The 14,317-nt window shown below is 49.2% G+C and carries 14 protein-coding genes; 13 read left to right on the forward strand and 1 reads right to left on the reverse strand.

What is annotated here, in order from left to right; genetic code table 11:
- Nucleotides 1-9: 9 nt before the first annotated feature.
- On the forward strand, nucleotides 10-975 hold the full coding sequence (locus HF569_RS07595) for an ADP-ribosyltransferase (protein ID WP_168901953.1): 966 nt from the start codon (nucleotides 10-12) through the stop codon (nucleotides 973-975).
- A gap of 272 nt (nucleotides 976-1,247) precedes the next feature.
- On the opposite strand, the gene HF569_RS07600 is transcribed toward HF569_RS07595, so the two are convergent.
- Nucleotides 1,248-2,093 (reverse strand): alpha/beta fold hydrolase, encoded by an 846-nt coding sequence (locus HF569_RS07600; RefSeq protein WP_168901954.1) that lies wholly within the window; start codon nucleotides 2,091-2,093, stop codon nucleotides 1,248-1,250.
- 419 nt (nucleotides 2,094-2,512) lie between these two features.
- Between HF569_RS07600 and HF569_RS07605 the strand changes: the two genes are divergently transcribed.
- From HF569_RS07605 to HF569_RS07655, 12 genes are all read left to right on the forward strand, one after another.
- Nucleotides 2,513-3,700, forward strand: a complete 1,188-nt coding sequence (locus HF569_RS07605; RefSeq protein WP_168901955.1) for an MFS transporter — start codon at nucleotides 2,513-2,515, stop codon at nucleotides 3,698-3,700.
- A gap of 109 nt (nucleotides 3,701-3,809) precedes the next feature.
- Nucleotides 3,810-4,991: an MFS transporter gene (locus HF569_RS07610; RefSeq protein ID WP_168901956.1), complete on the forward strand. Its 1,182-nt coding sequence runs from the start codon at nucleotides 3,810-3,812 to the stop codon at nucleotides 4,989-4,991.
- Nucleotides 4,992-5,045: 54 nt separating this feature from the next.
- Complete coding sequence (locus HF569_RS07615) at nucleotides 5,046-5,888, forward strand: aldo/keto reductase (protein WP_168901957.1); 843 nt, start codon at nucleotides 5,046-5,048, stop codon at nucleotides 5,886-5,888.
- A 459-nt stretch (nucleotides 5,889-6,347) separates the two neighbouring features.
- A complete protein-coding gene (locus tag HF569_RS07620; protein WP_168901958.1) occupies nucleotides 6,348-7,712 on the forward strand; it encodes a purine-cytosine permease family protein in 1,365 nt (454 codons plus the stop codon).
- A 9-nt stretch (nucleotides 7,713-7,721) separates the two neighbouring features.
- A complete protein-coding gene (locus tag HF569_RS07625; RefSeq protein WP_332870968.1) occupies nucleotides 7,722-8,594 on the forward strand; it encodes a PfkB family carbohydrate kinase in 873 nt (290 codons plus the stop codon).
- A gap of 378 nt (nucleotides 8,595-8,972) precedes the next feature.
- A complete protein-coding gene (locus HF569_RS07630) occupies nucleotides 8,973-10,718 on the forward strand; it encodes a SpaA isopeptide-forming pilin-related protein (RefSeq protein ID WP_168901960.1) in 1,746 nt (581 codons plus the stop codon).
- Between the two features lie 188 nt (nucleotides 10,719-10,906).
- Entirely contained in the window at nucleotides 10,907-11,041 is a 135-nt protein-coding gene (locus HF569_RS12520; protein ID WP_269801553.1) for a hypothetical protein, read from the forward strand.
- Nucleotides 11,042-11,127: 86 nt separating this feature from the next.
- Complete coding sequence (locus tag HF569_RS07635; protein ID WP_168901961.1) at nucleotides 11,128-11,697, forward strand: TetR/AcrR family transcriptional regulator; 570 nt, start codon at nucleotides 11,128-11,130, stop codon at nucleotides 11,695-11,697.
- 109 nt (nucleotides 11,698-11,806) lie between these two features.
- Nucleotides 11,807-12,238, forward strand: a complete 432-nt coding sequence (locus tag HF569_RS07640; RefSeq protein ID WP_168901962.1) for a MerR family transcriptional regulator — start codon at nucleotides 11,807-11,809, stop codon at nucleotides 12,236-12,238.
- Nucleotides 12,239-12,252: 14 nt separating this feature from the next.
- Entirely contained in the window at nucleotides 12,253-12,675 is a 423-nt protein-coding gene (locus HF569_RS07645) for a cupin domain-containing protein (RefSeq protein WP_168901963.1), read from the forward strand.
- A gap of 1 nt (nucleotide 12,676) precedes the next feature.
- The gene (locus HF569_RS07650; RefSeq protein WP_168901964.1) at nucleotides 12,677-12,997 is read left to right on the forward strand and encodes a carboxymuconolactone decarboxylase family protein; all 321 of its coding nucleotides are present in this window, start codon (nucleotides 12,677-12,679) and stop codon (nucleotides 12,995-12,997) included.
- Between the two features lie 145 nt (nucleotides 12,998-13,142).
- The gene (locus HF569_RS07655; protein WP_168901965.1) at nucleotides 13,143-14,273 is read left to right on the forward strand and encodes a glycosyl hydrolase family 8; all 1,131 of its coding nucleotides are present in this window, start codon (nucleotides 13,143-13,145) and stop codon (nucleotides 14,271-14,273) included.
- Nucleotides 14,274-14,317: the final 44 nt, after the last annotated feature.

Below are 14,317 nucleotides of genomic sequence, written 5' to 3' on the forward strand. Positions count from 1 at the left end.
GGAATTTTGATGAATCGACTATTAAAGGGATTACTGGTAGCAGGAGTAGGCCTGATCCTGGGTGGTGGTGCAACGCCGACTGCCAGTGCTAAAGTAAAGGCTAAGACGCCAAAACTAGTTTACGTTGAGGATAATGTAAACACGACCACCTCGGCTGGCACACAGCAAGTGGTTACGCGCCGCACAGTGACTGCTCTCACCCAATCAACGGATCAAGCGACACCTGTAAGTGTGACGATTCCTAAGAATACGGCATTGTCGATTGTCCGTCGAACGGGTAATGATGCCTTAGTGGTCGCACCGGGCTCGACGCAGACGTTACTCGTTACTGATGTGGGCCATATGACCTACAGTAATCGCGCCATTAAACTGACTAAGAAACACTATCGGCAAATGGTCAAACGATCCAAAGCCTGGGCAGGTCAACTCAGCAAGCGGCAGATTAAGGTGATCGGTGTTTACACTGGTGACGGCTCCGATAAGATTAACAATGCCCTACGTTATCCTAACCGCAAAGCGACGGCTAAGACTAAGCAACGGGTGAGAGATCTGGCGGCCAGTCTTAAGACGTTTAAGTTGACCCACGCGATGACGGTCTATCGGGGGACTTCTAAAAAGGTGGCCCGGCTCGCATTACATCAAGCAAAACTAAAGCCGGGCGCCATTTACAGCGATCCCGGATTTGCTTCCACTAGTACCAGTTATGGCGTGGCGACAGAATTTACTTCGCAGATTCTGTTAAAGATTAATTTTCCCAAGGGGTATCATGGCGCTTATCTCGCGCCAATTTCCCAGTATTCGGATGAGAAGGAATATCTCTTGAATCCCAACACGAAACTCGTGGTGACCAAGGTTCAGACGGTTACCGGCCATGAGCGAACCACGATCTTAAAACAAGTGGGCAAAAAGGTAACGCAACACACGACACATGAGAAAACGACTTATCAATTAGTCACCTTGAATTTGATGCAGTGAGGATAATCGTCACCTCTGAAAGGGGAGTGGCGATTTTTAACGTTTTAGTTGTGGTTTGTCAGTTTTTCGAGTAGAAGCATCCTCAGGCTGATCAGTATGGTGTAGCATCCCCAATTCCTTAGCCCGAGCGAGAGCCTTCTTTTCATCCTCAATAGACAAGGCCAACCATACGCAGACGTAAAATCTCTTCTGCAGTTGCGTGGCTGATGTCCAGGGGTGGAAAATTTTTATTCATCTCTTCAATTAAGTTAAAAGTCATTATCATCACCTACTTACTTGTTAAAGAATTGAATAATGAGTTGCGCAATTGTCTGGGCGTGCGTTTCCAAGGCAAAGTGGCCGGTGTCTAGCAGGTCAACTTCAACGTTGGCATCGTCGTGCTTGAAGGCTTCGGCGCCGGCTGGGATGAATGAAGGATCATTTTTACCCCAGACTGCGAGTAGTTGTGGTTGGTATTCGCGGAAGTACTGTTGGAATAAGGGATAGGCCTTGACGTTATTTTGATAATCAAAGATAAGGTCCAATTGCCGTTCTGCGTAATCCGGGGTGTGGGTATAAGCAATGTCGAGCATATAGCCATCCGGGGCGACCCGATTCGGTTGCGTTCCCGTGAGATACTGGCTCTTAATGGTCTCAGGCGCAAAGGCAGTGCGGTAGCTATCCCGTTTAGCTTGCGTAGGGTGATCCCAGAAGTCTTGCCGCGTGGTCCATTTACTGCCCAAGCCTTCTTGATAAGCATTACCATTTTGACTGATAATGCCGCGAATCCAGCCCGGATGATCAAGCGCGATGTAGTAGCCGATGGGGGCGCCGTAATCGAAGACATACATATAAAACGAGGTGAGGTGGAGTTCCTGCAAAAAGGCAGTCATGACTTCACTGAGATGTTTAAAACTATAGATGAATTCGTCGTGATCGGGAGAACTCGACTGCCCAAATCCGGGGAGATCTGGCGCAATCAGATGAAAGTGGTTTTCGAGGGCTGGCATGAGATCACGGAACATGTGGCTAGCAGAGGGGAAACCATGCAATAGGAGCATGGTTGGTTTGCTGGGGTCGCCGGCTTCTCTGTAGAAAATGGACAGATCTTCAATATGTTGTTGATGATAAGTGATCATGATAATTCCTCCCAATTTTTTTGAGGATTAGTGATTAGTAACGTGGGCTTTATCAGTAGTAGGTAAGCGGCCAGCTGACTAGTGGTGTTGGCGGGATGGCTGCTCGTGAGCTGAGCCCAGTAGAAAGTTTTTTCTTAGTGTTCACATCTACAATAGTCCTAGAGTTCAAAAACGACAACTTCTTTTTTGACTAACTTTAACAAAGTAAATAGTTAGCTATTTTGACGCCATCATGCCGTGCAAAGCGGTTGGCTCGCTTGAGTTGATCTTTAACACTCAGTGAAACAAAACGGTTAGTTGCCTGAGGGGACTAGCCGTTTTTTGCGTTCTCGTGTACTCTAGAAAGTAGCGGGAGTCATTCTTAGTGAATGGCTCAAAGTGAATTATGCTCAAATTGAGCGCTCGAAAGGAAGTCGACCATGTCCAAGTACCGGTTACAAACGATTATCTTTGTCCTAACGTCATTCATGTTGGGATGTAATGAATTCATAGTGGTGGGGGTCATCTCCGATATCTCGCAGTCACTCCACGTTTCGGTGGCGACCGTTGGCTATCTGGTGACCATCTTTGCGACGACTTTTGCCGTCAGCACGCCGTTCATTACAGTCTTGACGAATCGTTTCAGTCGATATAAGACGCTGATGGTGCTCATGATGATCTTTCTCGTGGGAAACACCTTGAGTGGGTTTGCCACGAGCTATGGGCTACTCCTGGTCGCGCGGATGATGACCGCGATGGTCGCGGGGGCCATCGAGTCCTTCATCATTGCCTTTGCCAATGACATTGCGCCCCACAATGAGCGGGCAGTATTGATCGCCTGGATTTCGGCGGGCTTCAGTATTGCGTCAGTCATCGGGGTGCCCATCGGTGTGGCAATTAGTACCGCCGACAGTTGGCACACGGCCTTTCACGTGATTTCGATCATCACGCTGGTGACCTACCTGTTATTGGCGTGGTTATTGCCGCGCCACGTCCAACAGGTGCGGGGCGGTGTGAAGGATCAGCTGGTCTTTCTGACGGATCGGCGCGTTTATCTCGGCATTGCGGTGAACCTCTTCATGGCCGCTACTATGTACGCCTATTACACGTATATTCGGCCGCTGATCACCACCAGTATGGGGTTCAGCCTAGCCAGTCTTAACTGGATTCTCTTCGTCTTGGGGATTATGAGCATCATTAGTAATCGCCTGTCCGGGGCGTTAGCGCAGCGAAATGGCTTGCAGAAGCTGCCCTGGTTCTACGTGGCAGATATGGCCTTACTCCTGTTCTTACCCTGGGCGTTAAATAGCCAGGCACTGGGCGTGAGCGTGCTGTTGATCTTAACGCTGATTGTCACGATCGCGGGTGCTCCCATTCAGATTCACTTCTTGGATGTAGCCGAGGAGAGTTATCCGCAGGCGACGATGCTAGCGTCGTCCGTCAGTCCAATTTCATTTAACATCGGTATCTCAGTGGGCTCGGCCACGGCGTCGGTGATGCTGGGGCAGGTTGGCCTTCAAAATGTCAGTCTCGGTGCGGCTGGTTACGCCTTGGTGTCGTTGATTCTAGTGGTTATTTTGAACCGGGTCGTTGCGGTCCAGCGCCAAAAAGTGAGCTATGAAAAATAAGTTTGACTTGGGGACGTTTTCATGAGACGTCTACCCGCTCATTTTCTGAAAGATAGTGTATTCTGGTAGGTAATGAGTGAAAATTTTAGGATTCAGAGGAGAAAATATCGTGAACAAGTATCGTTGGCAAGCCATCGTCTTTGTCCTGGTGGCCTTTATGTTAGGATGCAATGAATTTATTGTGGTCGGGGTACTCTCCGACATTGCCAAGGAGTATCAAATTCCGGTGGCGACCGTGGGGTATTTAGTGACTATCTTTGCGACGGTGTACGCGGTTAGCACGCCATTTATTACCGTTTTGACCAGTCGTTTTAATCGCTACAAAACGTTAATGACGCTGATGGTCATCTTCTTAGTAGGTAATACCTTGAGTGGGTTGGCCATGAACTATCCGGTGCTGTTGTTATCACGGATGATGACAGCGATGGTCGCCGGCGCCATTATTTCATTGATTATGACCTTTGCCAGCGCCATTGCGCCGCGTGAGAAGCGGGCGAGCCTCGTGTCATGGATCTTTGCTGGCTTCAGCATTGCGTCCGTCTTTGGGGTGCCGATCGGGACCGCCATTAGTACCAGTTACAGTTGGCACGATGCCTTTTATCTGATTTCTGTGATTAGCGCCGTGACCTGCCTCCTGCTAGGGTGGTTGCTTCCGCGGCAGGTCGAGCAAGTACAGGGAAGCATTAAGAACCAATTGGTCTTGCTCAAAGACCGGCGGATTTACGTGGGCATTGCCTTGGTGCTGTTCACCGCCGCCACCATGTATGCTTATTACACGTATATTCGACCACTGTTAACGACGGCCCTGGGCTTCAGTACGCAAAGCCTGAATTGGCTGCTGTTCTTAATCGGAATTATGAGTATCATTAGCAATCGGCTGTCGGGGATGTTGGCCGAACGTAACGGGCTGCGGATCATGCCGCGGTTTTACGTGGCAGATGTGATTCTATTGGCCATTTTACCCATTGGCCTAGGTTTTAAGTTGGGTGGCCTCGGGATCTTATTGGTATTGAGCTTGATTGTGACGATTATCAACTCACCCATCCAGATTCACTTCCTAAATATTGCTGAGGAAGAATATCCCCAGTCAACCGTCTTGGCGTCATCGTTGAACTCTATCTTCTTCAACTTTGGCATTTCGCTGGGTTCAGCCACGGCCTCAGGAATGCTGGGTGTGGTGGGCTTGAACCATATCAGTCTAGGAGCAGCGGTATACGCCGCCATCTCCCTAGCCTTGGCGTTAATTCTTAACCGAGTGATTAAGCAGCACCGGGAAAATAGTTCCCTTTAGGCCAGCGAGCGGTAGAGTGAATATGGGTGTTAAATATGACGAGGAGGTTATTTGATGATAGATGTACCAGCAGTAACGTTGAATGATGGTAGCTTGATGCCGGCGGTAGGCTTGGGCACGTTCCAAGTACGCGGCGGTCAAGGGGTCAATCAGATTTTAGCCGCAATCCAAGACGGCTATCGCGGCCTGGATACAGCGACCAATTATGACAATGAAGGCGCTGTGGGCGCGGCGATCCGGCGGTCTGGTCTGCGTCGCTCGGCGTTCTTTGTCACGTCTAAATTACCGGGAAAGTATCACCAGTATGCGGACGCGACCATGGCGATTCAGGAATCCCTCTACCGAATGGGCTTAGATTATTTTGACCTCTTCTTGATTCACTGGCCATTACCTAAGCGCGATCATTACGTGGAAGCTTGGCAAGCGTTGATTGATGCACAGCGTCGCGGATTGATTCGGTCAATTGGGGTATCGAACTTTGAACCAGAGCATTTGGACCGGTTGATCACGGAGACGGGCGTCACCCCGGCAGTTAATCAAGTTGAGGCCCATCCTTACTGGAATAATCAGCGCATGCTGACGGCGGATCAGCAACGGGGAATCGTGACGGAAGCTTGGAGTCCACTGGGTCGCGGTAGTGCGGCTTTGCAGGAACCCCTCGTTCAGAAGCTAGCTAAGAAGTATGAGAAGAATGTTGGACAAATTATCTTGCGTTGGCACGTTCAACGGGGAATTGTGCCGATTCCTAAGGCCAGCAATTTACAGCATCAACGCAGTAATTTGCAGGTGTTTGATTTCAATCTGACGCCTGAAGAGATGAAGGCGCTGAATGACTTGAATCGGGCTGATGGCCGAGTGGATGGGCAGGACCCTAACGAGTATGAGGAATTTGACTAGACAGGATACGCGCTTTCAGGTTAAGTTGGATGGCCGTGTCAGCCAAAATTGAATCTATATGTGAGAAGACTGGGACTGAGGTACCGGTCTTTTTTTTCGGTTGAAAATGCTATAAGACAAAAATAATGGTATTAATAAATTTATAAGTGTTTAACACTGACAATGCGAGTTGATTCCGGTATAGTAGGGACATTGACGGTTTTGAGATTGGGTGGGCATCGTGAGAATACTGGGGACTTTATCGAGCAATCACAACTCCCGTGAACTATTTGCGGCTAATGTGAATTGCTCGTTGAGGTCAGACCGATCGTTTTGGTTAACCATGATGGCAGCCAACGGTAAGGGGGATCGTGGTCGATTACGGTGATGTCACTCGACTCAGTCAAAGACCATCAGTGACGCGCTTGGACTGTTAGAAAAGAGTCGCGTCAACTATATTTTTGAGGAGTAGGTTTAAGCATGAATGGGGAAAAGATTAAGGTACCACAGCAAGATAAAACGTTAACACCGGGGAAACTTTTTTATAACTGGTTCGCCGCCAATATTGGAATTATGGGAATTGTCTTTGGCGCAATTATTGTGAGCTATCATTTATCATTTATTCAAGCCACGTTGGCATCTTTAGTGGGCGCACTCTCGTTTGTCTTTCCCGGTTGGGTCGCCATGATCGGTAAACGGGAGGGCGTCACGACGTTTAAATTATCCCGGGCGGCCTACGGTGTTCAGGGCAATAAGGTCCCCAATGGGATTGCTTGGGTGAATATGGTCGGCTGGTTGGCGATCAACGTGATTACGGGAACGTTGCTACTGGTCTCATTGCTCCAGGTGGTGCACATCAATAAGTCCGCCGGAATCACCGCGATAGCGTTAGCGGTCTTTGCAGGGATTGTGATTCTGTCTGGCTTAGTCAACGAGACGATCTTAGCGCGGATTCAAACTTGGCTGTCGTGGCTCTTTGGCGGATTGACGGTCGTCATTCTTATTTTCTTCTTGATCAAGGCTGATTGGCAACAGGCATTGGCTCGTCCGGCCGGAAAATGGCTGGGTGGATTTTGGCCAGCAGTGTCGATCGTGGCGGCAGGCTCCGGGATCAGTTGGTCGATGGCAGCAGCGGATTGGAGTGCTTACGTTAAGCCGCAGGCCAGTCAAAGCGCCACTTTCTGGCATACGTTGTTGGGTGGGGCGGTGCCCTTATTTATCTTAATGTGGGGCGGGGTGCTCTTGAGTACCGTTGAACCAGGGTTAGCGAGTGCGGCCAACCCGATTGAGGTGATGAGTCATGCCCTACCCTCGTGGATGACCGTCATTTACTTTTTAGTCGCAGCTGGCGGACTCATTCCGCAATGTATGATCAGTCTCCGCTCAGCCCGGATCAATTTGGCCACCGTGGGGATTAAGATGTCACAGGCCCATTCGTTAATTCTTCACAGTGCCATTGTCATCGCACTGCCAGTGTATGTGCTGTTTATTGCTGAAGACTTTATGGGGAATTTTGAATTGTTCCTAGGATTCTTGGGGACTTGTTTAGCCGCCTGGGTCGCCGTGTTCCTGTGTGATAGTGTCCTGTATCGACAGGACGGGTACGCCCTGAGTGACATGATGTTAGCGTCCACTAATCATTACAACTGGAAAGGAATCGGCTCCTGGCTAGTGGCGGTGATCACCGGATTTCTATTTACGAATAACGCGGTGTGGAATGGGCCCTTTGCCCGCGGAATTTTCCGTGACAACAGTTTAGGGGTGTTCGTCGCAGCCGTGGCAGCCGTCATCTGTATGGTGGCGTTACGGCCGCTAGGTAAGAAATTGTCTGAGGAGGTGGACTAATTGCCTAAGGTGTTGGTCATTGGTGCGGCCTACGTCGACATGGTGGTAAATGTTCAGCGGTTGCCGCAAAGTGGCGAGGATGTCGCTGGTGAGTGGCGGAGTACCCAAGTGGGTGGGTCAGCGTTTAACGTCCAACGCGCGTTGACTTACGCTGGTGTAGCGGCCGATCTGTTGGTACCGGTGGGACAAGGGGAACATGCCACGATTGTCCGCGAGACTTTACGTCGCTTGGATATTCCCATCCTAATTGAAGATACCAGTGTTGATAACGGCTGGGACGTGTCATTCGTGGAAGCCAATGGCGAGCGAGCCTTCTTGTCGGTCGCTGGCGTTGAACGGCGGTGGCGTGCGGCGTGGTTCGGACAACTGACGTTGGCGGAGTATGACTATGTTTATTTGTCCGGGTACGAGCTGGAAGATCCACAGGCCGCCAAGGTGATTCTAGCGGCCTTGGCGGAACACCCGCACCTGCAGATCCTGTTTGATACGTCCCCACGGATTGCGCACATTGATCCAGCCATTTTGCAGCAATTATTCCGTCCGGGAGTGATTATCCATGGGAATTTAACAGAGATTGAGCAGTTGGGGTCAGCAGCGGCGTCATACCAAGAGACTGCTCAGCGGCTCAATGCGTTGACGAATACGCTGGTGGTCGTGACCTTGGATGCCGGGGGCGCTTATTATGTGGAACACGGCGTTGCCCGGACGGTGCCCAGTGAAACCGTCCAGGTTGTGAACAGTATTGGTGCCGGTGATACGCATTGCGGCGGTCTCTTGGCGGGCTTAGCTACCGGTGAGCCAACCAACGTGGCCATTCAACGGGCCAATCATCTAGCGAGCTTAGTGGTGAGCCGCCAGGCCGGGGCGTTAACTGTCGAGTAAGTCTTCACCAGCAGTCACTAATGCGGTTCGTTGAAGAGCATCGTTAGTGAACAATTTTTAAATAAGTTAGCCAGAGCTGTTAGCCATTTAACCGATCAGTAACTAGTAGGTTAAATGGCTTTTTCACAACATTAGTGGTGATGATCTTGCGGGTTAGTCAACGGAAAAACAACGAATTCCAAGAGTTCACAGCGCATCATTTTTTAACGGTGAAATTTTTTTCTCACAAACACCCTCCTTTTCGCGGTAGCAGTTATAGTAAATCTAGAGCAGTGAAAGTATTGTTTCTGCTACTGTTTTGTTAGGTGAGCAGTTATCGTGATTGATGTTTAGCCAATTGCGAGGCTACTAGAGAGAACTGATTGGAGGAGGATTGCGATGCGAAGGAAGATAACCGCTGTCGTGATTGGGGTTCTGATAGTGATTGCTGCCTGTTTTGTCGGTAGCTTTGCCACAGAAGGGGTTACAGCACACGCAGGTAGCGTAGTTGTTACCGGCGTAGGTGGTGGTGATGCTACAATTACAGATGCTAACGGCGCCAACGTTACCAACGGAACTGATCTCAGTAAGTGGGATAACTATACGGTTGACTATAACTGGAGTATTCCCGATGGGGAAGCAATTAAAGATGGAGATACGGCAACGGTAACACTGCCACACGGTGCCGTAGGCCGTCACGATGTGTCTTTCCCACTCTATGATGATCACGGCAAGCAGATTGGGACGTTTACGCTTAAGGAAGGTGAAACGACGGGAACCATTACATTCAATGGTGCACTGGCGAATACGACGGCTAACCGAAAGGGCACGCTCCACTTTTATGTTAAGGGGAGCAATGACAATGGCAATACTAATCTGGATTGGGGAATTAACAAGATTGGCTGGATCTCAGAACGCAACCCTGATGGGACCCCGGCTAAATTAACTTGGAATATTGCGTTTAATCCCAATGGTAGCCATATGGATAAGGCGGTCGTCACCGATAGTTTAGGACCAGATCAGGAGTATATCCCAGGTAGTGTGGTCGCTCATACTGGAAAATATGATGAAAGTGGATCCTTTATTAGTGATGGCGGATCGATTACCCCAGAGATTGGGGTTATGGGAAATGTCCTAACCTTTACCTTTACGAACGTGAACACGGCGGTCAATATGACGTATAGTACGACCCCTACAGTTGGGGGAACCGGCGGTGTTTGGAAGAATAATGCTTCCTTGAATGGTCAAAATGTTGGTTCCCAGATCGTTTGGGGCGGTAGCGGCACTGGTAACGGCGATGGCGGTGACCAGCAATCCGGTGAAGTTATTTTGGTTAAGAAAGCTAAGGACGATGGGGCCGTTCTGGCAGGAGCAATTTACGAACTACAAGATGCCAAGGGAAATGTCGTCAAGTCCGATCTCGTCACAAATGCGGAAGGGATTATCAAATGTAGTGGACTAGCCGCGGGGGACTATCAATTCGTCGAAGTCACCCCACCAGCTGGCTTTGAACTTGATAAGACCCCAATTCCATTCACCATTAAGGCGGGTGAAACTGCGGCTGTAACGGTAACTGCGACGGATGTTCGTGACAAGCTGGGTGGCGAGAATCCTGGACCATCGGAACCAGGCAACCCAAATCCTGGCCCAACGGAACCAGAGAATCCTAATCCTGGACCTACGAACCCAACGGAACCGGAGAACCCTAACCCTGGGCCAACCAACCCAACAGAGCCGGGTAACCCGAACCCAGGGCCAACGAATCCAACGAACCCGACGAACCCAACGAATCCGACATCACCTCAAAAGCCACAGAAACCGCAGAAGCCACAGAAACCTCAGAAACCACAAAAGCCGGTTAAGCCAACCAAGCCTAGTGTCACGGTCAATAAGCCAGGCGTAAGTGGACATCATCAACCAGTAAGTAGTGGTTCGGGCGCTTATGCAACTCATGAGCCACAGGCAGCTGGTCAAGGTGCAGGTGGTATGGGTCATGCCGCAGGTAGTGGTGCTGGCCAAGGTGAGTATGTTGGCAAGACGCTGCCTCAGACTGGTGAACAATCGTCACAAGCCGAGGTATGGCTGGGTGGCTTGCTCCTGGCTGTGCTGGGCGGTATTGGCATTGTGATCTGGAAGCGTCAGTAATCAATTTGGATAAATGAGCTTAGTCATCAGTGAGAAACCGGGTAGCTTGAGCCCGGTTTCTTTATTAAAATTATAATAACAGAATTAACTATCATAGCTGATAACTATATGCTATACTGAAGTAGACTTAAACAAAACGGATGAATGGACCTAAGTACGATCAGAATTAATTAAAGAGGTGTCGGTCATTGATTAGGCAACGGGAGTGGTTATGGCGCAGCTGGTTGTTGGCAATGTTTGGCAGTGGCTTGGTTGGTGGGGGCTATGGGCAGGCTTGGGCCTCAATGGCAGACCTATTCTCGCGGGGTAATCAACGTCTTTAGTTGAGTGAGCGAGGACAATGCCCGCTATTACTGGTGCTTAAGTTAAGGTATAATAAGAACAGAAAATTTCAGAAAGAGGTGAGGGTGTGGTCAAACGACGAACACTGACGAGAGAGATTGTGCTAGATCAGGCGGACCGTTTAATTGCGGAGCGTGGACTGGAAAATCTGACCATCCGGGCATTGGCCGATACTTTGGAGATTCGGCCCCAGTCTGTGTACAATTATGCCGATAGCCTCAATGATCTGTTAGATCAAGTAGGATTGCGGTTTGTCGATAAATTAAATGATCAGTTGATGCATCGCCTATTTGGCGTTGGTGGCAAGGAAGCCCTGCTGGTTTTCGCCCAAGAATTTCGACAGGGGTGTCGGCAGAAGAAGCATCTGGCCCCAATCCTGATTAATCCCAATGAACTTCGCCAATTGAAGCGAACGCACCAGGCTTTGCGCGACTTATATCAGCAGATGTTTCAAAGTCTTCACGTGTTAGAGGGCGCAGATAATCCCAATCTGGTTGCCTCAACGCTGTACCGTTCTGCGTTGTTTGGATTTATCATGCAAGAGCTGGGTGGCTATCTGCGGTTGCCACAAAAACGAATTGACGAGCGGTTTCAACAGATGATGCAACTCGTCATCGAGCAAATTACTTTAGAGTAGAGTCGGACTTAAAAATCCGGCTTTTTTTGTTATTTTCAAAATAGTCTTGACTTAAAGTGCACTCGAAGGTGTTTACTAGGGCTTGTAAGGAAACGAAGGAGGTCGTCAGATGGTTGAATCAGTACGGCATTATCGTATCGGTGAATTCGCTCAATTAGTCGGGCTATCCACCTATACATTACGGTATTACGAAGATCAAGGATTGATTAAGTCCCATCGAGATGAGAATGGTGTCCGCTACTATACCGAGCGAGATATTCGCTGGGTGGGTTTCATTCTTCACTTGAAGGGCACTGGGATGCGGATTAATGATTTAAAACGCTACGTGCAGCTGCGAGCTGAAGGTGACGCCACCATTCCGACGCGGCGAGCCATGTTGCAGAAGGCTAAGGACGATGCCGAAGCCGATATCGCCGAGTTGCAAATGCACTTACAAGTGCTGGGGCATAAGATCGATTGGTACGATGGTAAAGTTGATCATACCATTGCCGACTCTGAGAGTTTCCATGATTATTTACAGCGATTTAACGATGACAAATAAAGGAGCGGATAGTATTGGTAAAAAATGCAGAAATTAAAGATGGCGTTATTTTTCCTGCCGGTGATAAGAACGTGGCGTATCAAAAATTCTTTACGGGTCAAAGCTACTTACAGGGATTAGTTAATGATCCCGACGTCAGTGTTGGCGTGGGCAATGTGACGTTTGAGCCCGGTTGCCGGAATAACTGGCATATTCACCACGACGGTTTTCAGATTCTACTGGTTACGGGTGGCGAAGGCTGGTATCAAGAGGACGGTCAACCTGCCCGTCGGTTACATCCGGGGGATGTTGTCGTCACTAAGGACGGTGTGAAGCATTGGCACGGGGCTACTAAAGATAGTTGGTTCAGTCACATTGCCATTACGGCGGGAACGCCAGAGTGGTTGGAACCCGTTGATGATGCGCATTACGCGGCTTTAGATGAGGAGGCTGATTGAAATGGCAAAGAAACAAACGGCTGGCCGGGATAATTTAGGTGATTTTGCGCCTAAATTTGCTGAGTTAAACGATGATGTGTTGTTTGGTCAAGTGTGGTCACGTGAAGACCAGTTGTCAGCCCATCAACGCAGTCTGATTACGATTTCGGCGTTGATCTCAGCTGGTAATTTTGAACAACTCCCGGCACATTTGAAGATTGGTAAGAGCAATGGCATCACTAAAGACGAGATTGCGGAAGTGATTACGCATTTGTCTTTCTACGTAGGCTGGCCTAAGGCGTGGTCCGCGTTTGGCATTGCCAAGAAGATTTTTACCGATTAGACGTATCCGACAGCACTTACTTTGATGTGAGTGCTGTTTTTTTTCGTGGGTCAATCCTGGCAAGATGAGTTAATTTCCACGACAGCTACCGTCAAAAGTTGCATAATTAGAGTAAAAGAAAACGCTTAAAAGGGAGTTAGTCAGTATGCGCAAACATCAATGGTTATCCTATTTGTTGGGGACCTTATTGGTTGGAGGCCTGGTTTGGGGCTTAACCAACGTTCAACCCGTAACGGCTCAGGCGAAGACTAGCCAAGCAGTGACCCAGTATCAGCAATGGCGTAAGACGTATGTCGGGGGCAAGACCCAGAAGTATGTGAAATCTAATAATGGTCAAGGCACGACGACGGCGTTATCTGAGGGTCAAGGCTACGGAATGTTAGCAACGGTCCTGGCCGCCAAGAAGGGGGCCAAGACCCACGCCATTTTTAATCAAATGTATAAGTATTATCGGGCTCATCGGGTATCTAGTAAGACACCCCTCATGCAGTGGCAACAGACCAAGCGAGCCGGTAAAATGACGAGTGTGGGGTCACAGCGGAACTCTGCGACCGATGGTGACTTGGATATTGCCTATGCGTTGATTCTGGCCGATAAGCAGTGGGGGAGCAAGCATACCAATTACCGAGCAGCCGCTAAAAAGTTGATTAAGGCGATCAAACAAAAAGAGATTAACCACACGACCTACTTGCCAACTATGGGAAATTGGGCAACGAACAGCTATGATCTCAGTAAGTTACGGACATCAGATTTGATGACGGGGTACTTTAAGACCTTTGCTAAATACACGCATGATAAGACGTGGACGAAGGTAGCTAAGCGAAGCCAGACGGCTGTTAAGAAATTAAGTGCGCGGCACCGGACGGGACTCTTCCCAGACTTTATCTTAGCGACGGGAGCATCGATTAAACTGAAGGCAGTTAAGCCGTACAGCATTGAATCCGCAACGGACAACCAAGTGGGCTACAATGCCAATCGGGTACCGTGGCGCTTGGCTCAGACGTATAAGTTAAGCAAGAATAAGACGACGAAGAAAGCCTTGTTGAAACAACTCAAATTCTTTAACAAGAAGTCCAAAGTAACGGCGGTCTACACCCTGGGTGGCAAAGCGGTTAACCATTACGAGAATACCGCCTTTACGGCACCGGTTCATTTCGCAGCGAAGACCATGAAACAAAATGCGTTGAAGAAGCGCACCGCCAAGCAACTACCGAAAACGATTGAAAAACACAATTATTATTCCGCAACTTTACAAGTTGTCACGGGCCTACAATAGGCCATAACTAAAGCAATGTGCCACTGGCTAGGAGAATTAGTCAG

Origin of the sequence: Levilactobacillus tujiorum (assembly GCF_012641185.1) — a bacterium.
In the GTDB taxonomy this organism is placed as follows: Bacteria; Bacillota; Bacilli; order Lactobacillales; family Lactobacillaceae; genus Levilactobacillus; species Levilactobacillus tujiorum.